The following is a 23,716-nucleotide window of genomic DNA, read 5'->3' on the forward strand; positions in this document are numbered from 1 at the left end:
TCGATTAGACCCCAATCCTCATAGAGGTCATACCACTGTTCAGGTGGTCGCTTGCTTGGCCGTGAGAAATCGCGCCTCTACGTCGTCGTAATCCTCGCCAAGCGCCCCTGCCAGAGCGGCAATAAAAATAATTTGATAATCGGCAAACGAGATATCAGAATCATTGATTTCCTTTACTGCTTCTTTGCCAAGTGCAAGTTCCAGTACTTCGTCAAGATATCCCGTACCGTCGGAGCCATCATCCATCTTGGCTTGAATCGCCAAGACGGTATTCTTCCGGTTATCAATTTCATACGTTTTATCGCCTAACTTTAGCTTCGGGCGCTCATTGGTCAGCTTACTGGTAATATCAATTGTCTTTGACATAATTGTCATCCTCTCAAATGAAATAGACGGCCACGGGGGCCGCCATTATGCTGCTGTATAGTCTGGCTTCCCGTCACTCATCAGCTCGCACTCGAGAGCCGATACAGCTGTCGAATCGCCTCCGTTTGGAGCTGTAACGTTAACGACACAGTCAAACTTCAGTGAAGAGCCGTCCGGGAACTCTATCTCCGCTTTACTGGAGCATTCTAATCCAGCCTTCCAGGCGGTCTCTGCAATATAGTCATTACCCGGATCGCCTACGTGCCGCTTGCCGTTCAACGTGATACTAAACCCTTTGCCAGTCATTAGCCGGCGCACCCAGCCCTCTGCCTCCATTGGATTCCACTCTTCCACATTGCCGTCAATCGCGATCTGAAATGTCTCCATTTCCTTGATAAGCGCCATTTCGGCTTCCGTGCTGCTGCGGCCTTCGGTCCCGATTTTGAACTTGATATCGAAAACGGGAAACACTCCGCTTGTCACTTTTGGCATATCCCTAACCTACCTTTCATGATATATGTGTACCTCGATCACATATTCGAAAACACCTTCGCTATCAGTCCCGACATTAACCGGCTGCGGTGTGACCATGTGAAACTGTGATACCCGCTTGCCGCCGATCTCAATGCCAGAAACGCCGAAGAAGGCATTATACACTTCCTGGGCTTTGCGCTCGGCAACATCGGCGTTGCGCCCCCAGTGGACTAGAATAGAAATAGGCTTGATAACATACCCAGTAGCATCCAAGCCGCCCACGGCAAGCCTGGACTGTGCTCCAGTCGTGTTATACAAGCCTATTGATTTATCCGGCTTACCGATCTGCCCAATGTACCAATATGGGCTATCGATTGCCGTTTCAAGCCAATTCACTACATCGCCCAGCGTCATTGTCATTTGATCAACCCCTTGCTGAGCTGCTTCACAAATTGCCCAAAGGTCTGCTGGACAAACTTTCGCTTATCCCCGGCATAATAAGGCTCCATCCATTTACCCCGGGCATTCGGGTTTTTGTCCTTGCGGAAATTGTACTCGGGATGCCAGTACAAGCGCCGGGCATAGGGCGTGTCATAGACCAGCCTGACCTTTCCCCGCTCCACAACTACATGGCCACTGCGCTCGAGCTCTCCGATCTGCTTTGGAACGACCTGCGATGTAACGATATCCGTTCGGACTGCTTCGGCTGTCATCTCAATAGCTTGCTGTTGTATCTGATCAAGCCGCTTTAGTGCAGCCTGATTGAGTGTGACTTTAACATTCACCTTCATATCAGCTCAGCTCCAATTCGGTACTGAACACGCTGCCGTCAGGGTTCCGTGGCCGCTTTGCTCGGAAGATGTTCTTTCGCTCCTCGCCGATCATTACGAAGCCTTCTATAACCTTGTCTGGATTAATGTCACCCTCGATAATAATCAGGCCTGAAAGCAGTACAAGGCGACGTTCAGCGTCAAGTACCTGTCTGGACTTCTCGTCGTAGAAGCATTTGCCGTCATAGATCAGCGTCTCTTCCTCGCCATATCTGCCCTGCTCTGTTTGATACACCTTAACAGGAGTGACTTGGCTCCATTTCGGAAACGGGAAGCGCATCAGCATAACCTCCGATCCGTAAGGCCGGTTGCCTTGAGCAAATTTAAAACGGCGCTAGAGGTCTGAATGCCCCCCGCGCCGCCCTCTTGCTCTTTATTAAAACTCATGGATATGCTACCCGCGCCAAATCCGCTAAATGGCACATCCAAAAAGTCACCGTATCGGTGCCTAAAGTCCGCATGCTGACAGACAGCCTTTTTAACCCGCAGCTGCTGGAATGGTGTCAGGTTATCGAAACCTAGCCCGATGATCCGGCTATACGTCAGGATATCGATCTCATCAGAAGCTTGTTCCAGCGCTTGGTTTAGCTTATCTGCGGAGATATCGCCAGTGCCATACTGTTCGTAATCCTCCGGTGTTGCATAAGGCATGCTGCATCACCGCCTATTCTTTATCAGTCGGCGGTTCATCGCTGCCCTTTTGTTGCTCTTTACCGTCATTTAGCTGCTGGGCATCTTGAATTACCTTGAGGATATCTTCTTTCTTAGTAGCCTCTCCTAGGTCAATCTTCTTCTCTGCAGCGTATTCCTTGAGCTGGGGAACTGTCATCTTGTCGATAGGAACATCGCTAGACGGATTATCAGTCTCCGGATGCTCCACCGTATAGCCTTTAGCCTCAAACCATGAAAGCAAATGCGGATCGTCCGTCTCGCCCACCCCGTTGATAAACATTACACTTGCAGACAGGCCTGTATATTGATTATTTGGCGCAATTACTCTAGCCATTATGGTTTATCCTCCTCTTCCGGTTCTTCCTCGTCAGTGTCGGGTTTCGGATAATCTGGCTCTAATGCATCCGGTGTCACTGTGCCATATCGCTGCGTATCTCGCTGTACAGAATACCCATCACCTTGCGGATCCAGCTTATCCGGCGTTGGCCCTCCTTGGCGCAGCCCGACATAGTAGCCGTTAACGTAGCCATTCGGTAAATCGTCTTTATACTTCATTCGTTACACCGCCTTATTTGACTTTAATCTTACGCATAACCCCGGCAGCCTTCGTTGCTTTGAGCGCCACAGCTGCAACCATCTCGACTTCACCAGTCTTAACAGCGCCGCTTGTGGAATAGTCAGGCAACCAGGTACGCACAGGTGGCTGTCCAGCCATGCTCACACCATGGAATCCATCAAGACCAAGACGTGGAACATAAATACTCGTTTCGCCTGAAGCATTGATGTCAACAACAGGATCGTTCGTTCCTGCCTTAGCCCCCAAGTCAACCAGTGGAATCTCATTGTACTTCTCAACCTGCTTACCGAACTCATCCCGAGTAATCGTGTAAGCCCCTGCGCGGCGGGCAACAGCTCTAATTTTTGCAATCAATTTGGTGTTACCCATGATTGCGGACGGATCGCCATCAAGCCCCATCAGGAATTCGTCGAGTTGGTCAAGGAATGCTTTATAGTTAGAATCAACGGCCGTCGAACTGGACAGGTCAATTGCCGAAGTAGGAATATACTCCGTGCTCGAGCCTGTCAAAGCCTTATCCAATCCGTCAAATGCCTTGGCATCAACAGCGCTGTCACCATTAATAACCGTATCGTTAAATAGGGCTTGCGCGGCTTTAATCTTCTGCGTCATCTGCAAATTGACCTCATCCGTGATGCCACCCGTTCCAGCAATGATGCGGTCAATCTGAAACGTACCACCGAAGATTTTAAGGTCAACTGTGTAGCGCTGCTTACTGACCTCTTGCGGTGTGTACTCTTCGTTAACCGAACGGAATTGTGCTGTCGGTTGAGTAATCAGGCGGGTATAACCATAGGTTAGGGTTGCACCGCCGCCTGTCGGGGAAACGGCATCATCAAACGTCAGATTCTCTAACAGAAAGTTATTTTTGCGGAACTCGTCGATTACGCCCACCGTTAAGGCATCCTGGACGTTTTTCTTTGCTTCACTCAATGTTACTGCCATTATTGATCACTCCTAAATTATTTAAATTATTTTTGAAAATGTGCTGCAATAGCATCCTTGAGGGACGCCGTTGCAGGTGGTGGATTTGGATTCCCGCCACCCCCTACCCGGAAGCCTGGGGGCGTCTGTTGCTGCTGATTGTCATCAGATTTAAAAAGAAACGCCTTGGTTTCTTGAAGCGTTTTAAGCTGCTCGTCCAGCCCTACTACCTTGTCGTCGTTAACGATTAACTTATCTTTTTGCACCAATCCAGCTACTAAGTCCTCATCATGCACCTTGCCGGATAATGCGGACTTGATCGCGTTTGATAATTGCATCTCCTTCAGCTCAGATGCATGTTTCTCAGCAGCTGCCTTGTTTTCATTCGTCAACGTCTCAATCTGCTTTTTCAGTTCTTCCGACAGGCCGGCTGTCTTGCCTAGCTCCGTAATTTGCTTATCACGGTCAGTGACATCCTTCTCGGCCTTCTTTTTGGCTTCGGATAGTTCGTTGTACTGAGACTTCGGCACAAAATGCATAGGCAGTTCCTTACGCACCTCGGCGTCAATCTTCTCTACGTCCGTCTCCGCAATGCCTAATTTCTTCAAAAGCTCTTTCAACCAATCCATTTATAATCAGCCTCCATTGATTTTTATAGCTGCTCTCCAGCTACGGGAGCGGGCCGCTATGCTCCGGCCTGAGCAAATAAGGCCCCGGTAGTCTCAACCGGGGCCCATAGAAAAAGCACCCTCGCTAAATGCGTGAGTGCCCTACTCAATAACTTCTATGCTTTTAATATCCGGCTCATCGATCATAGCCACGTGTGAGCCTTGGTCAAGTCCGATGGAGTCATAATCCCGATCCTCCATCACGCCTACTTCATAACTGATGGCCTCGCCTTCGAATATCTCCCCTTCTACGGTTTCAATCCGTAGGCGCTTATGCATATAACTTGTTAGATCCTCCAATGTCATCCCCCCTTCTTACTTGGGTAATCCGGTACAATATGGACTCCCTTTTTCCCGTAATGTATTTTAAAGACCGTCGTTTCAGCTTCCTTGCCTGTCCGGTTATCGATGGCAACTCCGATGACTAGGTCATTTGTGGAAATCAGTTCTTTGTTATCCCAACCATTTTTACGAATCATTATTTTACCTGTTCCAGCATACTGCTTCACTAATTCCGCGACTTCTTCCTGGGTAATGGTCAGCCTTGACGGACCATGTTGTCCTTTGGCCTTCAGCTTATCCACGTACTGGTTATATTCATGTGTACCCGGTATATGCTTATTTTGTTGCCCGTGAAGGACATCCTTCGGCTGCTGATCACGAATGAGCTTCCGCGTTTCTTCAATCTTGGCATTAAGCTCTGCATTTTTCAAGAGTTCCTTCCGTACGGCTGCCGGCACTTCGCCGTCAATCTTCTTTCGCCGTTTGTCGCGCCGGAGATGCGGATACTCAGCAAGATGCGCCTTAAGTCGATCCTGCCACTCAATCACCTTAGCCCCGTACTTGACTTGGTTTGCTTCATCAATTGAGCCAAGTTCCAGGCGCTTGTACTTCCTAATCACGTTCTCCATGTAGCGTTGCTTTTGCTCAGCTTCATAGTTAGCCGCAGCCTCTTCCGGATCCGCTGGCTTAGGCAGCTGAGTAATGCCGGGGAAGTATGTCGCCAAAGTATGCCGGCAGGCCGGATGAAATGCGCCTTGCTCCATAGCATAAGACAACAGCAAATAGCCAGTATCCCGCGAGAGCTGTTCAGCCTGCTCCTTGCTGATTGAGGTAAACACGTCATCAATCATAACCGTGCCCTGAAACGGTAAGCACCAAGGAGAGCAGTTATCATGACTACTCATTACTACGGTGTAGACGCCCCATTCGTCGCGCTTCTTTCCTTCACCCAGGAACGTAGCCCGCTGGCTGGCCGTCCGTAACGCCATTTCAGCATAATAAGGCAGCAGAACGCGGCGGCCATTGCTATAGACGATGACATCCAATCCTCGCTCCAGAAAGTCCTTGGTCGCCTTATCGATTGCCTGGTCGAGTGTGATCGCCCCGGCTGCCATATGTGCTTCGGCTTTGAAGATAACCTGACGATATACGTCATCCATCTTCCGTAAGACTGCCTCGCTGCCTTTTTTCAAGTCATCTTTTGCACTGTCCTGGAGAGCCTTCAATTTCTTATCATTCATGCCGAAGAAGTCACTTTCAGGCGGCGCCTGCGGTAGCTCCTCACTATGCGGCTTCGGTTTAGGCTTGGGCTCAGGAAGCGGTTGGTACATATCGGGAATAGGCTTCGATGGATCCGCTGGCTTAGGCTTAAGCGGTCGCTTGGGTTTCGGCGGTTCGATAATCTCCTTGAAGTCCTGCGGGAATTCTACCTCGCCTGTAACCGACACTCGCTTTCGGCCAAATGGTTTCAAGATCGAGTTGGTGAACTTATCCCACATCCGGGAAAATCTACTTTGCCCGTCATCAAAGCTCTGCTGCAGCACGTCGTCAATCAGCTTGTTTGCTTCGCTGCCAGCCTCTCCAATAAGTCGCTTGTTATCCTGCCTGTACCTGTGTAAGGCTCGGAGCTTGGCGAGCTGCCATTGATCAAACCGAAATCCTACACGCTCTTCCTCAGCCTCATGCCGGGAAAGGTTTCGCTTAAGACTGGCAATCAGGTTCATGGTCATTTCGTCAAAAATGGCTCGGATATCATACGGATCACGGGCCATTATTCTTCACCGCCAGGATCATCGTCCTCAGCCCCTGGAGGATCGTCATGTTTCCTTACTTCTGGCTCACCCATTTCGACCAAACCCTGTTCCACTTTCAAGCGCATAACCTCTACGGCCTTTTCATCATCGGTCCATGTATCGCCATAGAGCTCTTCCACGGATTGCTCAACGGACATGATGCCATAAGTGCGAGCCTTACCGACCGTCTCCACTACGCTGTCAAAGCTAGGGCTGGCATACTCTCCAAAGTTTACACTGGCTTCATACTCCCCAGCTGTCCGATTCTTCATCGTGTCATATACCTTCATGACGACGCTCACCAGCTGCGGAATAATATCATTCAGCCGTTCGATGATTTTCCCTCGAGTGTACAGCGTAGCCTTCTCCTTTTCCCGCTGAGCCTCGGCATTGTCCGTCTTTTTGAGGTCGATCCCCAGCGTAGCCGGGCTGATGATCCCCTGCAGGCACATGTCTAGTGTTGACGCATACGACGACACGAACGCCTCATACAGGATCTGCGGCTGCACCATATCGATCTGTCCCTTGGCTTCCTCAGCCATGACCGTGCCGATCTTGATAAACTGATTATCAAAAGGGTTCGGCTTAAGTAGCGCCCCGGTTTTCGGATTTTTCGGAATCAGATCCTCTGGAATATATTTTTGGACTCGCCCCGATCTAATGGCGTCGATCCACTGGCTAATAACCTCGTCCAGTGCATCAAAACTGTCAGCCTTACTGTCGAATATCGACTTCCCCCGGCCTTTCCACCTCTTCGAACGAAAAAACATGAGCGGAACGGCCATAATGAAATCACCATCAAATGTGACCTCTGGTGCCAGCTCGGCTGTATCAGGAATAGTAGTCAATAGAACCTCTTTCCCCTGATCGTTTAGAAGTCGGCAACGAATATAACCACGTCCGAAGGTCTCCTCAAGCCGATAGTCTTTATCCTTGTATCGGTAATCCGTAAAAAAGACGACCTCTTTCAGCCGCCCTCGCTCCCGCTTGTATTCGACTTGATCGCCGCTATAAAACTCGATGATCGGATATTCCGTCACATCCGGGTCCACGGTAATCTTGAACGCCCCATCCCCGGCGACCAGCGCCTCGGCAATACTATCGCCCAGTAGCTCGTCAATCTCGTTATCCTCGGCGATCTCCTTCCAGAGCTCTGTCTGCTCCTTGGTCTCCAGCTCGATGCCGTCCAGATCTGCTATAACGATATCCGCCAGCCGTTCGACGATCATCGCAGGCAGCCCAGAATGTATTTTTCGGATACTTAGATCCTCAGAAGGTACAGCCGCCCAGAAGCGGGACTTGCTCACGCTATCAGAAGCCGTCTGCTTATAGAATTGATCCAGCTCGGACGGATCGCCGCGATACCAAAGCTGATTCCGCAGCACGCTTGTCTGGTAGCTAAACGGCTCCTGGATGATTATCGTCTTATTATCCTGTGCGGGTTGAATCCGCAGCATTTTCATAACCATGTTCTTAAACCACCCCATTCCTTAACCTCCATTCAGCAGGTACATCGTTTCAGCCACACCCGTCGTAGCGTCCGGAGCATCGTCATGCGCGTTCTTGCCTTCGCGCTGATAGCTCGTCATGGCCTTGTAATACTCCGGCCATCGGTCTCGCCAGTTAATCGGGAAATAGACGTGGTTCATAACCCAGGTTGAGTTCGATATGATCCTGGCAATCTTATTTTTCGATTGATGGAACCAGCTCACGTCAGTCCGGTTGCTTTTCAGGTCCTGTTCCAAAATTCGCTTGACGTTACGGGCGAATGCCCGGCCGCCGCTATTGGATTCGATGCGCTCCTTATTCACCTGAAAATCAAAAAGAGCCTGCGCGACGGCGGGCTCGGTAATCTCCATAGGCTGTTTTGTATACATGACATCCAGAACATAAGCTTCTTTCTGGTATACGCCCCAGATGATGTTGCAAAGGTAATCGTCGCCCTGATCGGCGGTATCGCAGTAAGAGTAAATGCCCGAGAAATCTTTAGGCAACTCCGTGTACGTCTTAAAGCTGCTATACAGCTTACCCTTAATGTCAATCGGGATTTGCTGATAGTTTGCGCTGGCGATGTCCTCGCCCATAGCCCGTACCTTCATATCGTAGCTTTCACGGGACAGAATCTCTTCACAGAGCATTGTGCCATCATCCTGCAGCGCCTTCATAGTCAGATGCCGGACTTTCTTCTTCTCTTCGGCAAAATGCTCCAACGCTCGCCCAGCCAGATCCCCGGTTGCCCACCGGGTCATGATGATGATGATCTTGCCGCCTTCCTCCAAGCGGGAAAGCATGGTATTCGTGAACCAGTCCCAGTGCTTCTCTAGAACCTCGGCATTATTCGCTTCTAGCGCCGATTTAATCAAGTCATCAATGATCAGGATCGAAGCACCAAAGCCAGTTGCTGTACCCGTGGGAGACGTCGCCAGATAGCTGTTATAGCCGCCCTCTAGACTCCAGAGGTTCATGGCCCCGTCTCCACGCTTTATCTGAACCTGGGGGAAGATATCACTGTATACGATTACTTCCGGGTCAGCCTTCACCGTGCTGATCCCATTGCGGACAGCCTTGGAGAATGTCGTGGACAAAGTCTCGTTATAAGAGCCTGTCATAACCTTTTCCTGCGGGTTCTGCCCGAATACCCACTGGGCAAACATGGAGGCCGTCCTGGACTTACCATGCCGCGGCGGCTCGTTGACAATCAGAATATCGTCGTCGGATTCGTAGAAGTCCTGCATCTCATTGCACAGGTCGATCAAGTACTGCCGGCTATCCTTGTAGAAGTCCGGGGCCAGAGCCTGACAGAAACCGAAAAACTCGCGCCGCGCCAGTTCGATCTTGGCATAGCGCTTGATCGTCACCAAATCAACCATCGCGGATCAGCTTCTTAAGCTCGTCTGTCGTCAGCCCTTGAAGTGGGTTATTGACCTCTACGCTGCCGCTGTGCCCGATCTCCTGCTTATCACGCCACTTATCTGGACGACGGTTCTTAAGCCAGAAGATCGCGGCGGCCGTCTCGGGCTGAACCTCTTTCGTGACTCGCTTGGTCTCAACCATCACCGTCACAATCTGTCCGGTTTCTGGATCAATCGCCTTCTCTGACTCCCTTGTCACCTCGTCATATTGATAACCGACCGCTCGCTTAAATAGCGCATTTTCGACTTCGACGTCAGCGACCTCCTGGCCCCTTTTTAAGGCTGCCAAAAGTGCCGGATACTTGTCTTTATAAGTCCGGAAAGTGGAGTATGCAACGCCAAGCTTAGCGGCTGTCTGCTCCTCCGTAAGCCCGTCACGAGCCCACGCTTCGATCAGCAGGAGCTTCGGCTCCACATGTGTATGATACTTATCTCGTCCGCGGCGTCCCGACATATTCTCAGCTCCTTTCAGGAAAATAAATAGCCATTGAGTTATCTCAACGGCCAGATGGTGGGATTTTTGTCGGTTCCTCGGGCTTATAGGTCACAAATAAATAGAGAGTTTTTATATTTCGTAATGAAATGAAAATAGAGTGAATTGTTAGCGTTAGCCATACTATAGCGCAGCACCAACCCCATATAGGAATGTCCATTTGAAAAGAATCGGGTAGAAGAGACCCTAAATAAAACAAAAATATACTAAGCATAACAACTGTAAGCTGAATAATTACCGCCCAAGTAAAGAATACAATCAGCGCATCAAATAAATTTTGACCGTCTACTTCTCTTTTTTTAAACTCTTCATGTTGGCCTCCTGCAGCTGATATAACGGTAATGCTAGTTATATTGAAACCAGCTAGTATTGAAATTGCCGCGATAACTTGGCCGCTCAGATCTCGAAATTTGTTAATTAATGATCCAAATTCGGAAATAAAAAAGGAAGATCCTGCAAGGAATGCCGTAGAAACAATAAGGGGGACAAGTACATCTACAAGCAACTCTGATTTTGAAGAGTTTTTCCAATACTTCCTGAAAGTTACCCAATGAAAATTATTGGCCTTTATAAACCGCTTTACGCCCCCTGCCATTTTCCTCAACCCCTTATCGATCTTCTTTGCGATGCTATTTGTATCAGCACATTTTCAACTGACGTCAGCATTGGTTGATTATTAGTATCAACTTCAACTTTTCTAGCGTATTTCTCTTGAGACTCTTCCATATTAATTATTTTTTCAGCATTCCCTACTTTACCTTTGACAACAATTTTTGTTACCCCTTTTTGCTGCTTATATCTTCGTACCAGATCTATTACACTGTTCATCCCGGACCGTTGATATTTCGCAACAAATTCAAGTTTAACATCTGTTGCACTTATTTCTTCGATATCGTTTTGAAGTGCTCTTGTGGTTTGACTCTCATCTGCTGCCAATTCAGTCTTAGTTACTTCAAACATAAGCTTGTTAACTGAAGTTAATTCACTAATATGATCAAAAAACTCTTTTTCAACCAAAGTACAAACTTGGATATAGGTTAAGTTATTTTCTGTTATAACTTCATTCCCTAATTTTTCAATATATTCTTCAAACCTGGCCCTGGTTAATCTTTGGCTTCCTTGAAGCAACATAAAGCCGTCAGCTTTTCGGATGTAAAAATAAGTTGCTTCAAGTTCACCTTCACGTTTCGCTTTCGGATTTGGTCTTGTAATATGAGTATCTGCATGGATTAGTTCTCCTACAGTCCCATACTCAGCAGATAAAAATTTTCCGAATAAATAGTGCTCCTCATTGCTAAAACTACTAAGATACATCAACCAAGAATCTTTGTATTTTTGACCTCTTTGGCTTTCAGGAATAGCTACTATTCTTGTAAAGAGTTCAGTAATAATTTCAGGATCCCATTTGACTGCATCAGTAGCATGTTGATCTGGGTCTAAATAGTGCAGATCAATCTGAAAAGCATAAAAGTTCCTTTTCTTTGTGGCCATTGTCCATCCCCCTTTTCAGGGGATATCTTCCACAAGAATACAGCAAAACCCTTCTTTCGACCTATTTTCCATTATGAAATTTGTTAAAAATTGCCGACACCTGTTAAGATGCCGGCTAAGAAGGGGGAGATGTTAATCCGAACGGCAGGATTTGAACCTGAACTACTTGCTCCCAAGGCAAGCGTGCTACCCAGCTACACTACATCCGGTTATGGCACCCCTGTCAGGAATCGAACCTGATCCTTACGAAGTCTGTTATTGCGGCCGCCTTCGTGCTCTACCAGTAAGCTACAGGGATGATGTAAGACGCAGCCGCCTAACAGTCTGAAACCATTGCCAGCTGCGCCTTTTATGCGTATAGACGGAATCTCTGACCTAGTAGAAATCCTGTCTATACACTTACTTCGATGATACCATTTTATCATGGGTTGACACGGGAAACAAGAACAAACGTTCGACATTTTTAAGACAATCTAAAGACACTTTTTGGACATCATCGCGCCAGTTTAATATATTCGCTCTCGGCTGCCTTTCGTCTGCGGTCGATTGTCCGCTCAGTCACCTGCGAGTTTTCTGCAATTTCGGCGTTATTCAGTCCTTCAACATAAATCAGTCTAAGCAGGTAGGCGTCATTTGGTCTATAACCTCGTAGGGTCTCCAGTAAGAAGTCAACCCGATTAACCTCTGCCTGTAAGTCCTGCAGCTCAGCCAGTCGATCCAGTATGGCATCTATATCGTCTCGCACGTCATAACCCCGGGCAACGATCACCTTCTGGATTTTGCCCTTCAGCTCCAGTAGCAGCTTCCGATCCTCGTCGTCGGATATGTCCACGGGGACAGCTCGCTTCTGTGCTGTTATCCCTGCAGGATAGGTATCCATGTAAGCATTAGCTACCAGCTCCAACTGCTGTTCGTGCTTGGACAAGTACATATAGCTAGGCAGCCGTCTAAGCTTCGCATGCAGCTCCTGCAGCTGGTCATCCTCTTTGAGCCTGGATACCGTGATCCCTGCCCCAACGCTGTATGTGGATAGCGCATGGATCCGGGCTTGCTTTTGCCGGTATTGGCTAAGCTGTTCAATTGCTCGCTGTTCCGCTGTCTCCATCATCGTCACCTCTCTTGGCTGCAGCTATAGTACTAATCAAATTATTCAAAACGGTGCCTGTTATCAGTAAAGCAACTGTTATCATAAAGGCCGTCAGATATGGGTGGTGCAGTGCGTATTGAATCATTTATCTTCACCTCGCAAGCATTTATGTTTCGGAAACCAACTCAGCGTATAACGCTTCCGGCAGACCGTGCAGACTTTAAAGCGCATCGAGTAAGGCCGGCGGTATTTAGCCATTTGGTTCACGCTCCTTCTTAGGATAAAGGGATGATAGCAGTGAATTAGCCACATTTTTTCGTCGCTCTAATTCAACTATTGGGGAATCTATAATCGGTGCCAAAGCTATAGTTTGCACTAGTTTTTTTTAACTCTTCCTCTCGCCCCTTTGCCGCTGCCAGTTCACCTTTCATCCGCTGGAACCGATTTGCGTCACCATGGTACTTGCATATCCAGCGCGCTGTTTCTTCTGTTTGCTCTCGCAATGCTCTCTCGGCCTTATCTGCACGTTCTTTTTCAGATGCCGGTTCAACTCTTATTTTCTGAAGCTCAGAACCCTCTAACCTTTGTGCTTGGATGAATCTCATGATTCCAATGATGTTTACATTAGCTTCTTTGAACAATTCCATGTCCTTATTCCAATCTCTGCTAGCCTGTTCGGTCATGCAGCTTTCACCCTCTCTATCCTTGCTTTAACAGCGTTCATTAACGCGTCCTGTCCGGAGGCTTTACGCTCTAGTGCTGCGACTGCATCCTCGTCCATCGTTCCCTCTGCAACCAATCGAATCACAACGATGTTATGACGTACACCCTGCCGGTACACTCGTGCGTTTGCCTGCTGGTCCTCTTCCAAGCTCCAGATCTGATCGAACCAGACAACCGTCCGGCAACTCGACTCTTGAAGGTTAAGCCCGTGGCCTGCTGATTTTGGATGGACAAGCAGCAGCGGGATCTCGTCGTTATTCCAGGCCCTGATATCCTCATTCCCGTCTTTGCCTTTACGCAGAATCCGCGCTTGCGGGAATCGCTGTTGAATCCGGGCCAGGGAATGCTTGAAGTTATAAAACACCATAACCGGCTTCCCGTTGGCCGCTTCAATTACGTCTTCCAAAGCGTCCAGCTTGGCCTCATGGATCAACTTCACGCCCTTGTCCTCGTCGTACACAGCCCCGGATGCCATCTGCAGAAGCTTATTACTCAGTACAGCTGCTGTGCTTGCGACCACGTCAGCGTCCAGGAAGGGAAGAAGCAGCTCCTTCTCCAATTGCTTGTACTGTTCCCGTGCTTTCGGACTCAGCGGAACCGGAATAGTGCGATCAATCCGTTCAGGAAGCTCTAGCCAGTCTTCAGCTTTCATGCTAACCGCAATGTCGCTGATCGCCTCGTATATCCGTTTTTCCGCTTCCTGCTTCTCTTTCCACTCATAAACCACATGACCGCTGCGGCTTCCGGGGATGAAGTACTTATCACGGTAACCTGTGATCGTCTTGCCTAACCGTTCACCCTGGTCGATCAGGTACATCGGTGCCCATAGATCCATAAGGCTGTTCGGGGCTGGCGTACCGGTTAATCCGATTACCCGCTTCATCATCGGCCTAACTCGGCGGAGAGCCCGGAATCGTTTTGAACTGCTATTTTTAAAACTAGATAGCTCGTCGATCACCACAGTATCGAAAGGCCATTTGCTGCCATATTCGTTCACCAGCCATTCCACATTCTCCCGATTGATGACGTAAATATCGGCATCTGCCTTGAGGGCTTTCCGGCGGGTTACTGCACTGCCCAGCACCTTACTAATCCGAAGATGCTGCAGGTGATCCCATTTCTCGATCTCCCTAGCCCAAGTATCCTCGGCCACGCGCAGCGGGGCGATAACCAGCACTTTGTAAGCGTCGAAATAGTCATTTAACAATTCATCGATCGCCGTCAGAGTGGTTACCGTTTTCCCTAAGCCCATTTCCAGCAGCAGGGCTATAAAGTTTGTGTTCAAGATCCGCAGCCTCGCGTAATCCTGATAAACGTGCGGTATAAATTTCACTCGCCTCTCACCTCGTCAATAAACCAATCGATATCCTCCACCGAGTCAATTTTATAATGTCGGTGTCCCATGTTCTGCAGCTTCCGTTTCCAGCGTTCCTGTAAAGGGGACAGCGGCTCGCCCGGTGACTTCATCTCGACATATACCGTTTGCCCGTTGGGGAGTAGTATAATCCGGTCAGGTACTCCCCGATTTCCCGGGCTTACCCACTTGGGGGCATCCCCGCCGATCTTCTTGACCTCTCGGACCAGCCGACGTTCCAGTGTAGACTCTCTCATTTTCTGCTCCTTTTCCGGTTGCCGGATTGCCTTCATTACGCGCGTACTGCGAATATATGCGTTTAACCTATATATCCGTATCGCTATTACTAGTTAATTTATATATTTTAAAAATAGTGGATTTTACGGCAACCTTGGCAACCGCGCTACGCAAAGCCTTGATATAACAGCCTTTTTAGGGGTTGCCGTAAAATCATTTTCTCGGCAATTTGCGGCAACCTTGGCAACCTATTACGGCAACCACGGCAACCTCTCGGCAACCTCTCAAATACTCTTTGGACGCCGTAACCAGATACTTTTGCCTTGTTCTTTCGTTCCTCCCACCCAGGAGTGCGGCGGAGAATATCCATGATCTCCTTTCCGTCCCAAGGCTTCATATCGCCCCTACGCTTACCAAGGCATTCCACCCATATCTGGGCCGCACAGACTCGCTGCCGGGGTTGACCTGTAGGCCTGTCCATCTCGTCAAGCTCATCCGATTCAAGCCATTCCTGAATCATGCCCTCACGCGGGTCACTCTCCATATGTGCCGCCTGCTGCCGCTCTGCCTCCATGCGGGCCTCGCTGTCCAGCTCCAAGGATTCCCCCGCCTCGAACCAGCTCAAAACCTCCGCCCAGATTTGCCGAACCTCCTCATCGCCAAGATGATCCCAGTGACTCCTATCAGCTCTCTCCGGTGCTACTTCAACCGGCCAAAAGCGGCGGTTCCCGGTCGTGTCCCGAAGAAAATCCCGTGTATTCGTCGTTCCGAAGAAAACGCACTTCCTGGGAAACTCAGATACCTGACGGTCATACGCCACCCGGTAACGGTCCTCTGTCTTAGATAAAAACGCCTTAACCTCTTCAACTTCGGTCTTCTTCATGGCCGACAGCTCGCCGATCTCGAAGATCCAGCCATTCTGCAGATGCTCGCCAGCTTCCTTATTTTCAAACGTCCGCAAGCTATCGCTGAACCAATCCCGGCCAAGCTTTGCCAACAGGCTACTCTTCCCTGCCCCCTGTGGCCCCACAAGAACAAGCATCTGGTCGAACTTACAGCCAGGACGATACAGCCGTGTAACAGCTGCCAGCAGCATCTTCCTCGTCACCTGTCGCGTGTAATGCGTGTCAGCTGCCCCTAGGTATTCAATGAATATCCGTTCCGCACGCGGCTCACCGTCCCAGATCCCATCCTCGACATATGCCTTGATCGGATGAAACGTGTTGCGGTGAACAACCTCTGTAAAAGCATTCTGGATCGTTTTGGCTGCATTGATACCATGTACTTTAGAGAACCAATGTTGAAGACGTTTGTCGTCAGCGGCCAGCCATGGCTCATATGTGCGACCCCCGCGTTCCAATTCTCGCCAAGGCAGCGGACGCCGGATAACCTCGGAATTACCGAAGGCATCATAAGCCAGAACGTTCTTCCATATACCGTAGGTTAAAAACAGCTCTACATTGCCGGCCGTCGGTAACGGCGCTCCGGTTTTATGGTGGAGCTCCAGTTCTGTCTCCCACACGTCATCCCCCGGATCCGCCTCATCGTCATCAAACCCGGCGGCCATTTCCGCAAAGTCCGCCTGCCGCTCGGCCAGAGCAAGCTTCTTTACCTCTGGCCGCTGCGCCGCCCACTGCTCCATAGCCAGGTGGCTTGGCTTTTTCGCATCCGGCGTATGATCCTTCACCTGCTCGTCCAAGTGACCGAATTTATGAACACGAACAAGGTCAAATAGGTTATAAGTGCGGCCATCCGCTATCGGATCGCTGTCCTGGTGCGAGAAGGCAAGGTCTTGATCCGGGTAAATCTCCAGCCCGTTTCCGCTCGTTCCCTTTGTGTAGGTATAGCGATGAGGCATTGAACCGGGGGCATACACATCAGCTAGAAAGGTCTCGATCCCCTCTTCAATGGAGAATGACCGGCAGAAAAGTCCGATCGTGCCGAATTTCTCTCTTGGGTCCTGAGCTTTCTTCGCGGCAAGCTGCGCCGGTGATTTGGCTTCTGGATGTCGGGGCCACGCTAATACGTCAGTCCAGTCCTCGTATTCATCCAGTACCTGGTCAACACTCAGTGGCTCCCCCTCGTAAGCTTCCAGTACAGGCTCGGCGTCCTTGCTGCAGCTGGGTAGGTACATGAGCCGATGAACATCAAAAGTCGTCTTATCAAAGCAGTTCATGCCGATCTGCTCCGCCAGCTTGCGGCTGACTGCGGCATACTCATCCGGGCTCATGTTCCGATCAGCCGGAATAATAAGGCGATACTTGGGTTTCTCCGGGCGGTGGCTGTGCGTGGAGTAGACGACATAAGCCGTCCCCCCAAGCACCAGATCCGCAGCAAAGAGAAAGTCATCATCCCCCCGGTCGACGTCGAGCGTGATCAGGCTGCGGCTATCGACATTCTCCTTCTTCCTCCGGCCCGTGCGGATAAGCCCACCGACAAAGGCCGGACCGTCCTTCACTTTCCCCCGCGCAGGCGTACTCATGGCGTTATACTGGGCCATGGTCTCGTTCGTCCGGCGAACCTTCCGCAGCCGATCGACGAACTCTTCCCAGGTCAAATATTCAGTTTTCCAGTTCGTATCGGCACGGTGCTTGCCGAATGAAATATCTAATTCCTGCATGGTGCCACCTCAATCAGTATTCGAATTTCTGCCTAAATCCTACTTTGGCCACTCGGATTTATTAAGCTCTTTTAGGAGAAAGCTATTTTTCTTCTCTAAAAGCTCAATATAGGTAGCCTGCTGGCTAGTAATTTTTTCGAGATTACTTTCTTTCCGAAGGCTTTCGTCTATCACGACACCCCCGCATTCATGGAGGCTAACAACATATTGGCCATTGGAGCCTAGCTGTTTAAAAGCCCCCGTCTGATTACCACAAATACAAAACTTAAACTTATCCATAGGGAATTCCCCTTTCAATAATTAAATGAGATAATAGAGAGAATTAATTAGAGATTAGGAGTGACTATGCTGAACCATTGGAGTTTAGATAATTGGCTTACTCTCGGTAGTGTGACTATTTCAGCAATATTTAGCTTTTTACTTTGGCAAGCAACACGGCGAAGTACAAAGGCCGCGGAGGCGAGTACAAAACTTTCTCAAAATATTGAAGACGAGCGAAAACAGATTAAAGCCGCTTTAAGATCTCAATTAATTTTAGAGATAAGAAGACAAGCCGATGAAATGTTGGATTTTCTAAATGCCCACCGAAGAAATAAAGTGGGTATAACGGAAACGACAGTGTTACCTCAAACCCCAACAGTCCCCGCCTATTACATAGCAGAATATTTTTCAGAAGAAGATAGGATCTTAATCAATACCGCTTGGGAATCCTACAGAGAATACGTTAAAGATTTTTGGACTAGCGATGATTTGAGAATCGGACGATTTAACCAAAGTAAAAATGATGATCAAAAAGCAGCAGCATTGCATGATTTGCAGGTTAAATTTTTAAACATTTCAAACAATCTACAATAGTTAATCCTTCTGATAGAACTCACATTCAAAACCGTCTGCTGATAACGGCAGCCCCGGCGCCCAATCGATCGGCTGGCTCATGATCTCGGTCATTTCCTCTACAGACCCCCAGCCGATCGGAGCATCGGCGATAACTTCGTCATGAACGTGCATCACAGTTTTATAGCCAGAAGCGTCCAGACGGAGTAGGCTTTCAGCCAGACAATCCCGGGCAATCGCCTGAACTAGGTTCTCCACTAGCCGGCCGCCATAAGTGCGATGGCTCATCCACTTCTTTTTGACCTGATCCATTCCATCAAACACGATGCCATCCTTATTGAATTTCGGGTCCGGCTTAATCCTAGCGTTCATATAGGCTAGGCTGCGGCCGCTTGGTAGATCAGCAAATAGGATTCCTGCTTCATAGCGATACCTGACCCCATGGGCTAGCTTAACCGTCGTTTTCTCCCGGACAGCCGATACAGCCGCATTCTCCGCTGCATACCACAGCTTACGGATGTTCGGATTCGCGTCACGCCATTGCTTCACTAGCCTTGGATACTCGTCCGGGTCTATTTCCTTCTTGGAGTCCATGGCTGCTAAAGCGTTCTCGCCACCTTGATACCCACAAGCCAGAACGGCTACTTTACCACGAGCCCGAAGCTCATAATTCGGGTGCCCTTTGACGATTGTCTCCACGGGTACGCTGAACATGTTGGCCGCCGTGGCTTCGTAAATTTTGCCGTGTCCCCGGAATACATCCAGCACCCACTTTTCGTTAGCCAGCCAGGCTACCACACGGGCCTCAATCGCGGAAAAGTCAGCTACGATGAATCTGCATCCCTCTGAGGGAATAAATGCTGTTCGGATTAATTGAGAGAGGACAAACGGCGGAGCACCAAAGAGCATTTCTAGCAGCTCATAATCCCCACTGCGAAGAACCTCTCTCGCAAGCGCTAAATCTTCGATTTTGTTTTGAGGGAGATTCTGCACCTGTATAAGCCGCCCCGCCCAGCGCCATGTTCGGTTAGCGCCGCAAAACTGCAGCAACCCCCGAGCACGTTCGTCCTCGCAAACGGAGCGATCCATAGCGTTGTATTTGTCAACGCTGGTTTTCCCCATCTCTTGTCGGAGTTCCAGGACTCGGCGCGTCTCTTCATCAGGCGCGGCATCTAGTAGAGTAGGCATGTGCTCTTTACTAAGCCCGTCAGGTGTCTCCAGCCCGTGCTCCGAAAGCCAAGCCTTGAGCTGTGTCAGGCTATTCGGATTTTCCAGCCCGGTGATCTCCTTCGCTTCGGCAACTAAACGGGATGAATACTGTACATCGCATTCAATCGCTGCCTGAAACAGTACCGGATCCAGCCGAGCGCCTCGATCGTTAATCTGCTGATCCAGCTCCCAAAGCAGCCATTCCCTTTCTGGTACCGGGAACCGTTCCAGCTTCCTGCGGATCTCCCGCTCCACAACGACGTCCTGCCGGTTATACTCGATGTACTCTTGCCATTTCTCCGGATCGTGATGGGGAAAATTCCTCGTCCGCTGCCCGTTCACCTTGGTAGGCTTACACGGGACACTGAAATACTTGATTAATGCCTTGCCCTTGGTATCCTTCTGCGCCTCTAGCTTCAACACATCGGCCACGCCCTTCAGATATCCGGGTAGGCCAAGCGTCAGAGCCCAGACCGATGTACAACGCCACTGCGACGGATCGCACTCGATACCAAAATGCTTAGTAATCGTTGTCCGTTCAAATGCGGCATTATAGGCTGTCTTGATAACCGCCGGATCAGTCAAATCGTGCAGCACTTGCTCCGGCAGCTCCTCAAAATCAGCTAAGTCAACCACGTGCACAGGATCGTCACCATAAGCGTAGGCAAATAGAAGAATTTCAAAGTCTGGTGATTCAACATAGCGGTGAACACCGCATTTTATTAGATCCACGCTGCTGTAAGTCTCAACGTCAATCTGGAGTACCGTCATATCACTTTCCCACCATGCCGCTGCGGCCTCGTTGCGTTATAGGCCATCTTCTCAGTGATCGCCTTTTCCAGATCAATACCGTACCGTCCGCAGGCGTCGAACACACGAATTACGATGTCGGCCAGCTCCGAAGGGATTCCACAGGGTTTCCAGGTTGGATCGGGAGTTCCTTCACAAGTCATCTGAAATGGTTCTTCATCTTGAGTCACTTTTAACTCGTACCAGACTTCACTCGGGTTATGACCATTCCGATAATCTTCCAGAGCCTCCGAAGCCTCGCTGTGAATCAATGCGATAATCTCCGCGAAACTCCGTTCCTCATCCCACCAGCCTTTACTCACTGCGTTCTGATGGGCCATATCGCAGAGAACGCCAATAGGGTTTTTTGGATGTAATTCCAAGTCACTGTTTTCCCAATGTCCTTGCTGCTTCATCAAATTCAGAACTGCAGGAGCATACTGCTCATCTTGGTTAATAACAAGATAATGATTATATTTTTTGCCATTTTCAACTCTACGATCATTGATTAAGTTAAGCAGACCGTATAATTGATTTCTTTCCTCAACATTAAGCAGTGTATCGATATCAGCGATTTTTACTGAAGCGAATTTATACCCCATTTGTAGATCCTCCCAAATGATTTGATAGAAAAGGGGATCCTTGCGGCATCCCCTTTTTGCTAGTTAGTTAGTTCAAAAAGTCCTCTTCGTCATCACTGATATCAACAACGTCGTCGAAATCCTCATCTGCAAAATCATCGTTCAAGTTACTGCGGCCGCCTAGGAACTCTCCATCCTGTACCTTTACGATATTGTTCAACCCTGCAGCAATACCCTTATGCCCCTTAACATCAAAGATATAAAAATTAATAGAGACCTTGGCGTAACAGCCTGAATAGACTTCCGTCGTATCAGTGATTTCCTGGAATTTAGTCGATCCGTCGGGATTTTTACCGACAGGTTTAGCGATTCCCGGCTTGTTCTTACTCTTAGCATTAAAAAAATAATGGCCTGCGTAAGCTTCATCGTCCGGCCGCTCGTCGTCACCGTCACGCAGTGGCGTATGGAACTTTGGGGGGATCTTCCCGCCGAATTTAGCTTTTGCCTGCTCTTTCAGAGCATCAACTACGGTTTTGATTTTACGTAAGGTCTCCTTATCATCTTTAGGGACAAGAATAGAAGTGTTGTACCATAGAGTCCCGTTATCATCCGGGGTAGGCTCCCATACATTCGCATAAGACAGCCGTACTTTACCAGTAATCACCTTTGTGCTGATTTCGTTTGCCATTTGAACATTTCTCCTTTTCAAGTCAGATATAGTAGGAATTTTCTTAAATTCAAAACGCCATTTATAGGCGTCTTTACCGATTTTGTTGAATAAGGCCTTGCGAGCTTTCGTCTTAGACGGCTCGGCAATCCCAAAGCACCATTTCTTTGACCAGCTACTCCAGACGCCCCACTGCTCAGCCATTTATATCAAAGTCTTCGCCTGCGAAGTCCTGGTCCACGCTATTCAGCTCCGGCCTTCGATCTGTCTCTGGCACAAGAACCGGCTTCCCTGGCGGCTTGATGATCAGACCGTCCAGCAATTTTGCGAGCTCCTTCTTGCCGATGTTCTTCTCCAGGTCGCTAATACCGAACATATCCTGAGGCTTAAGGTATTTCATCTGATCAATCTTAGCCTTCTCTAGCACCGCTCTGGCCGCCTCTTTATCCGTGATGGTTCGATTGCTCCGCCCCTCTACGAGCTTCCAGAGCGGTATCTTGTTGCCGGACTTTGCTTGGCCAAAAGCATATTCTTGGACATCCTTCGCCCAGGTCTGGAGCTGCTCAGCCACAAATAGAATCGAGCCGATCTCTTCTGGAGTCATGAGCGCCGGATCACGAAACTCGTATTCCAAGGCTTTCATATTCTCATCAGCTCGCGCCCGGCAGTTCCCTTTCACCTTGCACCAGCGGCAATGCTCTCCAGCCTTAAACTCCCCTTCGCCGGCAAAGGCGAGCGCTGCAGCCGGCTTAACGACGGTTTCGGCCCACTCTAACAGATCCTCTACCTGCACAATATCCGTGCTCACGCTGTCTAGCCGTGGTTGTACGATCGTCATATGGATTTCTTCAATGCCATACAGGTAATCGTATTCCTGCCAAGCACCCAGGGCGTAGAGCCTCATTTGCGGATTATCGAAGGCTGATACGGGGACGCCCTTGCCGTATTTCAGATCAATCACGTCCATAACCCCATCAGAGATGATGATGACGTCCCCCGTGCCATACCCTTCAGGTACCCATTCGCTAAAGTCCAGCCGCTGCTCAAACATGATTACGGCATCCTGAGAACGGACCTTAGCCGCTAGAAAGCGTTCCGCTACAATGTCCACGTAGTCGTTAACGGCGTTCTCCATTTCAGGACCGTAGTACGTACTAACCATAGCCTCCGCTAACGCTGTCTCCAGCTCCTTACGCCGAGCTGAATTATTAGGGATAAGCAATTGCTGCAGCTTTACCTCTGACAACTCATGAGCTGCTGTGCCCTCGTCGGCATATTCACTCCGTTTTTCTGTGACTTTCTCCGTAAGCCGGGCACTTGGCGGGCAGGCAATCCAGCGGCTGGCCCCCGAAGCACCTAGCAGGGCATGCGCCCGCTCTGCGTGTGCTGGGGCACTCATAGCGCCTCCAGCTTGGCATAGATCGCATCAACGTCCTTATCTTCAACGGCGCTCATGTTGGCATAGCCGAACTCCGTGAGGATCTTCTTAATCTTCGGTTTTGTAGATGCATCCACTGCCGAGAGATCTTTAGCGAAAGCCCTGAGCTCAACAAGAGTATGTTTAGGATCAGCGCCCTCCTGAGTTTCATCGTTGCCGCCAGAATCATCATCTTTAGATTCAACATCGACCTTCTTCTCTTCCGGTTCTTCCTTTTTCTTAGGAGCCTGCTTTCTGGACGGCTTTTTCGGCTCATCTGTTGATGCTGTAGAGGTAGCCTCTAACACGGCTTGTCCAACAAAAGCGGCTGACAAAATAGCAAATTCCTCAATTGCTTGTGTGGCACTCTCGCCGTTGATCGTAATTTGAACTGGCATGTATAAGTCCTCCTAAAATATAATTAATGATTTCTATGAAGCCGAATAATATCAGAACCGCATTTGGAACAAACAGGCTTGCCAAACAGGTGCTTAAGATCTGTCGTATCCTCGCAAAAGAAGCAGCCTGGCTGATACTTCCGAAGAATGATTTTGTCACCATCAACGAAGATTTCGAGCGGATCCTGTTCAGCGATTCCCAGGGTCTCTCGCAGCTCCTTTGGCAGAACCACGCGCCCAAGATTATCAATCTTGCGAACAATTCCAGTAGCTTTCATATTGCTTTTTCCTTTCTGCCAGTGGTAAACTGGCCTTAGA

The 23,716-nt window shown here is 49.3% G+C and carries 30 protein-coding genes, 1 tRNA gene and 1 pseudogene; 1 reads left to right on the forward strand and 31 read right to left on the reverse strand.

The window, feature by feature from the left end; translation table 11 throughout:
* Window positions 1-39: 39 nt before the first annotated feature.
* The 25 genes and pseudogenes from G358_RS0105105 to G358_RS0105220 all read right to left on the reverse strand — a co-directional run bounded on the left by G358_RS0105105 (window position 40) and on the right by G358_RS0105220 (window position 17,782).
* On the reverse strand, window positions 40-366 hold the full coding sequence (locus G358_RS0105105; protein ID WP_019636123.1) for a hypothetical protein: 327 nt from the start codon (window positions 364-366) through the stop codon (window positions 40-42).
* Window positions 367-411: 45 nt separating this feature from the next.
* Window positions 412-858: a phage tail tube protein gene (locus G358_RS0105110; RefSeq protein ID WP_019636124.1), complete on the reverse strand. Its 447-nt coding sequence runs from the start codon at window positions 856-858 to the stop codon at window positions 412-414.
* 9 nt (window positions 859-867) lie between these two features.
* On the reverse strand, window positions 868-1,260 hold the full coding sequence (locus G358_RS0105115) for a minor capsid protein (RefSeq protein WP_019636125.1): 393 nt from the start codon (window positions 1,258-1,260) through the stop codon (window positions 868-870).
* Window positions 1,257-1,631 (reverse strand): minor capsid protein, encoded by a 375-nt coding sequence (locus tag G358_RS0105120; RefSeq protein ID WP_019636126.1) that lies wholly within the window; start codon window positions 1,629-1,631, stop codon window positions 1,257-1,259. The genes G358_RS0105115 and G358_RS0105120 overlap by 4 nt, the downstream gene beginning before the upstream one ends.
* A 1-nt stretch (window position 1,632) precedes the next feature.
* Entirely contained in the window at window positions 1,633-1,950 is a 318-nt protein-coding gene (locus tag G358_RS0105125) for a hypothetical protein (protein ID WP_019636127.1), read from the reverse strand.
* Complete coding sequence (locus tag G358_RS0105130) at window positions 1,950-2,321, reverse strand: head-tail connector protein (RefSeq protein ID WP_019636128.1); 372 nt, start codon at window positions 2,319-2,321, stop codon at window positions 1,950-1,952. Before G358_RS0105130 ends, G358_RS0105125 begins: the two co-directional genes overlap by 1 nt.
* Before the next feature lie 13 nt (window positions 2,322-2,334).
* Window positions 2,335-2,676 carry a hypothetical protein gene (locus G358_RS0105135; protein ID WP_019636129.1) on the reverse strand — a complete coding sequence of 114 codons (342 nt, stop codon included), beginning with the start codon at window positions 2,674-2,676 and terminating at the stop codon, window positions 2,335-2,337.
* Window positions 2,676-2,897: a hypothetical protein gene (locus G358_RS0105140; protein ID WP_019636130.1), complete on the reverse strand. Its 222-nt coding sequence runs from the start codon at window positions 2,895-2,897 to the stop codon at window positions 2,676-2,678. Before G358_RS0105140 ends, G358_RS0105135 begins: the two co-directional genes overlap by 1 nt.
* Before the next feature lie 13 nt (window positions 2,898-2,910).
* A complete protein-coding gene (locus G358_RS0105145; protein ID WP_019636131.1) occupies window positions 2,911-3,864 on the reverse strand; it encodes a major capsid protein in 954 nt (317 codons plus the stop codon).
* Window positions 3,865-3,890: 26 nt separating this feature from the next.
* Window positions 3,891-4,472 carry a phage scaffolding protein gene (locus G358_RS0105150; protein WP_019636132.1) on the reverse strand — a complete coding sequence of 194 codons (582 nt, stop codon included), beginning with the start codon at window positions 4,470-4,472 and terminating at the stop codon, window positions 3,891-3,893.
* Window positions 4,473-4,613: 141 nt separating this feature from the next.
* Entirely contained in the window at window positions 4,614-4,811 is a 198-nt protein-coding gene (locus G358_RS0105155) for a hypothetical protein (protein ID WP_019636133.1), read from the reverse strand.
* A 2-nt stretch (window positions 4,812-4,813) separates the two neighbouring features.
* Window positions 4,814-6,565 (reverse strand): phage minor capsid protein, encoded by a 1,752-nt coding sequence (locus G358_RS29460; RefSeq protein WP_019636134.1) that lies wholly within the window; start codon window positions 6,563-6,565, stop codon window positions 4,814-4,816.
* Window positions 6,565-8,073 carry a phage capsid protein gene (locus G358_RS0105165; protein ID WP_019636135.1) on the reverse strand — a complete coding sequence of 503 codons (1,509 nt, stop codon included), beginning with the start codon at window positions 8,071-8,073 and terminating at the stop codon, window positions 6,565-6,567. Before G358_RS0105165 ends, G358_RS29460 begins: the two co-directional genes overlap by 1 nt.
* 3 nt (window positions 8,074-8,076) lie before the next feature.
* The gene (terL, locus tag G358_RS0105170) at window positions 8,077-9,456 is read right to left on the reverse strand and encodes a phage terminase large subunit (RefSeq protein WP_019636136.1); all 1,380 of its coding nucleotides are present in this window, start codon (window positions 9,454-9,456) and stop codon (window positions 8,077-8,079) included.
* A complete protein-coding gene (locus tag G358_RS0105175; protein WP_019636137.1) occupies window positions 9,449-9,952 on the reverse strand; it encodes a hypothetical protein in 504 nt (167 codons plus the stop codon). The genes terL and G358_RS0105175 overlap by 8 nt, the downstream gene beginning before the upstream one ends.
* A 43-nt stretch (window positions 9,953-9,995) precedes the next feature.
* On the reverse strand, window positions 9,996-10,586 hold the full coding sequence (locus tag G358_RS0105180) for a hypothetical protein (protein ID WP_019636138.1): 591 nt from the start codon (window positions 10,584-10,586) through the stop codon (window positions 9,996-9,998).
* A 5-nt stretch (window positions 10,587-10,591) separates the two neighbouring features.
* On the reverse strand, window positions 10,592-11,482 hold the full coding sequence (locus G358_RS0105185) for a DUF4747 family protein (RefSeq protein ID WP_019636139.1): 891 nt from the start codon (window positions 11,480-11,482) through the stop codon (window positions 10,592-10,594).
* Between the two features lie 136 nt (window positions 11,483-11,618).
* Window positions 11,619-11,691, reverse strand: a tRNA-Pro gene (locus G358_RS0105190).
* Window positions 11,692-11,694: 3 nt separating this feature from the next.
* A pseudogene (locus G358_RS32905) lies at window positions 11,695-11,780 on the reverse strand.
* A gap of 195 nt (window positions 11,781-11,975) precedes the next feature.
* Entirely contained in the window at window positions 11,976-12,590 is a 615-nt protein-coding gene (locus tag G358_RS0105195) for an ECF-type sigma factor (RefSeq protein ID WP_019636140.1), read from the reverse strand.
* A gap of 308 nt (window positions 12,591-12,898) precedes the next feature.
* A complete protein-coding gene (locus tag G358_RS0105200) occupies window positions 12,899-13,252 on the reverse strand; it encodes a hypothetical protein (protein ID WP_019636141.1) in 354 nt (117 codons plus the stop codon).
* Entirely contained in the window at window positions 13,249-14,625 is a 1,377-nt protein-coding gene (locus tag G358_RS0105205) for a DEAD/DEAH box helicase (RefSeq protein ID WP_019636142.1), read from the reverse strand. The genes G358_RS0105200 and G358_RS0105205 overlap by 4 nt, the downstream gene beginning before the upstream one ends.
* Window positions 14,622-14,903: a VRR-NUC domain-containing protein gene (locus tag G358_RS0105210; protein ID WP_026342071.1), complete on the reverse strand. Its 282-nt coding sequence runs from the start codon at window positions 14,901-14,903 to the stop codon at window positions 14,622-14,624. Before G358_RS0105210 ends, G358_RS0105205 begins: the two co-directional genes overlap by 4 nt.
* Before the next feature lie 146 nt (window positions 14,904-15,049).
* Entirely contained in the window at window positions 15,050-17,503 is a 2,454-nt protein-coding gene (locus G358_RS0105215) for a virulence-associated E family protein (RefSeq protein WP_019636144.1), read from the reverse strand.
* Between the two features lie 39 nt (window positions 17,504-17,542).
* Window positions 17,543-17,782 (reverse strand): hypothetical protein, encoded by a 240-nt coding sequence (locus tag G358_RS0105220; protein ID WP_019636145.1) that lies wholly within the window; start codon window positions 17,780-17,782, stop codon window positions 17,543-17,545.
* A gap of 66 nt (window positions 17,783-17,848) precedes the next feature.
* Here G358_RS0105220 and G358_RS0105225 point away from each other — a divergent pair, with 66 nt between their 5' ends.
* Window positions 17,849-18,358, forward strand: a complete 510-nt coding sequence (locus G358_RS0105225; RefSeq protein ID WP_019636146.1) for a hypothetical protein — start codon at window positions 17,849-17,851, stop codon at window positions 18,356-18,358.
* On the opposite strand, the gene G358_RS0105230 is transcribed toward G358_RS0105225, so the two are convergent.
* From G358_RS0105230 to G358_RS0105255, 6 genes are all read right to left on the reverse strand, one after another.
* Window positions 18,359-20,317: a DNA polymerase gene (locus G358_RS0105230; protein ID WP_019636147.1), complete on the reverse strand. Its 1,959-nt coding sequence runs from the start codon at window positions 20,315-20,317 to the stop codon at window positions 18,359-18,361.
* Window positions 20,314-20,676: a nucleoside triphosphate pyrophosphohydrolase family protein gene (locus G358_RS34480; protein WP_033403813.1), complete on the reverse strand. Its 363-nt coding sequence runs from the start codon at window positions 20,674-20,676 to the stop codon at window positions 20,314-20,316. The genes G358_RS0105230 and G358_RS34480 overlap by 4 nt, the downstream gene beginning before the upstream one ends.
* 328 nt (window positions 20,677-21,004) lie before the next feature.
* Window positions 21,005-21,604, reverse strand: coding sequence for a DUF2815 family protein (locus G358_RS0105240; protein WP_026342073.1), 600 nt, complete (start codon window positions 21,602-21,604; stop codon window positions 21,005-21,007).
* 175 nt (window positions 21,605-21,779) lie between these two features.
* Window positions 21,780-22,982 (reverse strand): DUF2800 domain-containing protein, encoded by a 1,203-nt coding sequence (locus G358_RS0105245; RefSeq protein ID WP_019636150.1) that lies wholly within the window; start codon window positions 22,980-22,982, stop codon window positions 21,780-21,782.
* Complete coding sequence (locus G358_RS0105250) at window positions 22,979-23,398, reverse strand: hypothetical protein (RefSeq protein ID WP_019636151.1); 420 nt, start codon at window positions 23,396-23,398, stop codon at window positions 22,979-22,981. The genes G358_RS0105245 and G358_RS0105250 overlap by 4 nt, the downstream gene beginning before the upstream one ends.
* Window positions 23,399-23,421: 23 nt before the next feature.
* On the reverse strand, window positions 23,422-23,676 hold the full coding sequence (locus G358_RS0105255) for an AbrB/MazE/SpoVT family DNA-binding domain-containing protein (protein ID WP_019636152.1): 255 nt from the start codon (window positions 23,674-23,676) through the stop codon (window positions 23,422-23,424).
* Between the last annotated feature and the right edge of the window lie 40 nt (window positions 23,677-23,716).

It is taken from the genome of Paenibacillus fonticola DSM 21315 (assembly GCF_000381905.1).
In the GTDB taxonomy this organism is placed as follows: domain Bacteria; phylum Bacillota; class Bacilli; order Paenibacillales; family Paenibacillaceae; genus Fontibacillus; species Fontibacillus fonticola.

Excerpts from the sequence above, each read along its gene's own strand:
- G358_RS0105145 (WP_019636131.1), bottom strand. The coding sequence starts at position 3,864 with ATGGCAGTAACATTGAGTGAAGCAAAGAAAAACGTCCAGGATGCCTTA.
- G358_RS0105250 (WP_019636151.1), bottom strand. The coding sequence starts at position 23,398 with ATGCCAGTTCAAATTACGATCAACGGCGAGAGTGCCACACAAGCAATT.
- G358_RS0105110 (WP_019636124.1), bottom strand. The coding sequence starts at position 858 with ATGCCAAAAGTGACAAGCGGAGTGTTTCCCGTTTTCGATATCAAGTTC.
- G358_RS0105120 (WP_019636126.1), bottom strand. The coding sequence starts at position 1,631 with ATGAAGGTGAATGTTAAAGTCACACTCAATCAGGCTGCACTAAAGCGG.
- G358_RS0105180 (WP_019636138.1), bottom strand. The coding sequence starts at position 10,586 with ATGGCAGGGGGCGTAAAGCGGTTTATAAAGGCCAATAATTTTCATTGG.
- G358_RS0105105 (WP_019636123.1), bottom strand. The coding sequence starts at position 366 with ATGTCAAAGACAATTGATATTACCAGTAAGCTGACCAATGAGCGCCCG.
- G358_RS0105130 (WP_019636128.1), bottom strand. The coding sequence starts at position 2,321 with ATGCCTTATGCAACACCGGAGGATTACGAACAGTATGGCACTGGCGAT.
- G358_RS0105210 (WP_026342071.1), bottom strand. The coding sequence starts at position 14,903 with ATGAGAGAGTCTACACTGGAACGTCGGCTGGTCCGAGAGGTCAAGAAG.
- G358_RS0105215 (WP_019636144.1), bottom strand. The coding sequence starts at position 17,503 with ATGCAGGAATTAGATATTTCATTCGGCAAGCACCGTGCCGATACGAAC.
- G358_RS0105240 (WP_026342073.1), bottom strand. The coding sequence starts at position 21,604 with ATGGCAAACGAAATCAGCACAAAGGTGATTACTGGTAAAGTACGGCTG.
- G358_RS0105115 (WP_019636125.1), bottom strand. The coding sequence starts at position 1,260 with ATGACAATGACGCTGGGCGATGTAGTGAATTGGCTTGAAACGGCAATC.
- G358_RS34480 (WP_033403813.1), bottom strand. The coding sequence starts at position 20,676 with ATGGCCCATCAGAACGCAGTGAGTAAAGGCTGGTGGGATGAGGAACGG.
- G358_RS0105200 (WP_019636141.1), bottom strand. The coding sequence starts at position 13,252 with ATGACCGAACAGGCTAGCAGAGATTGGAATAAGGACATGGAATTGTTC.
- G358_RS0105135 (WP_019636129.1), bottom strand. The coding sequence starts at position 2,676 with ATGGCTAGAGTAATTGCGCCAAATAATCAATATACAGGCCTGTCTGCA.
- G358_RS0105245 (WP_019636150.1), bottom strand. The coding sequence starts at position 22,982 with ATGAGTGCCCCAGCACACGCAGAGCGGGCGCATGCCCTGCTAGGTGCT.
- G358_RS0105220 (WP_019636145.1), bottom strand. The coding sequence starts at position 17,782 with ATGGATAAGTTTAAGTTTTGTATTTGTGGTAATCAGACGGGGGCTTTT.
- G358_RS0105175 (WP_019636137.1), bottom strand. The coding sequence starts at position 9,952 with ATGTCGGGACGCCGCGGACGAGATAAGTATCATACACATGTGGAGCCG.
- G358_RS0105150 (WP_019636132.1), bottom strand. The coding sequence starts at position 4,472 with ATGGATTGGTTGAAAGAGCTTTTGAAGAAATTAGGCATTGCGGAGACG.
- G358_RS0105165 (WP_019636135.1), bottom strand. The coding sequence starts at position 8,073 with ATGGGGTGGTTTAAGAACATGGTTATGAAAATGCTGCGGATTCAACCC.
- G358_RS0105185 (WP_019636139.1), bottom strand. The coding sequence starts at position 11,482 with ATGGCCACAAAGAAAAGGAACTTTTATGCTTTTCAGATTGATCTGCAC.
- G358_RS0105225 (WP_019636146.1), top strand. The coding sequence starts at position 17,849 with ATGCTGAACCATTGGAGTTTAGATAATTGGCTTACTCTCGGTAGTGTG.
- G358_RS0105125 (WP_019636127.1), bottom strand. The coding sequence starts at position 1,950 with ATGCGCTTCCCGTTTCCGAAATGGAGCCAAGTCACTCCTGTTAAGGTG.
- G358_RS0105140 (WP_019636130.1), bottom strand. The coding sequence starts at position 2,897 with ATGAAGTATAAAGACGATTTACCGAATGGCTACGTTAACGGCTACTAT.
- G358_RS29460 (WP_019636134.1), bottom strand. The coding sequence starts at position 6,565 with ATGGCCCGTGATCCGTATGATATCCGAGCCATTTTTGACGAAATGACC.
- G358_RS0105195 (WP_019636140.1), bottom strand. The coding sequence starts at position 12,590 with ATGATGGAGACAGCGGAACAGCGAGCAATTGAACAGCTTAGCCAATAC.
- G358_RS0105230 (WP_019636147.1), bottom strand. The coding sequence starts at position 20,317 with ATGACGGTACTCCAGATTGACGTTGAGACTTACAGCAGCGTGGATCTA.
- G358_RS0105255 (WP_019636152.1), bottom strand. The coding sequence starts at position 23,676 with ATGAAAGCTACTGGAATTGTTCGCAAGATTGATAATCTTGGGCGCGTG.
- terL (WP_019636136.1), bottom strand. The coding sequence starts at position 9,456 with ATGGTTGATTTGGTGACGATCAAGCGCTATGCCAAGATCGAACTGGCG.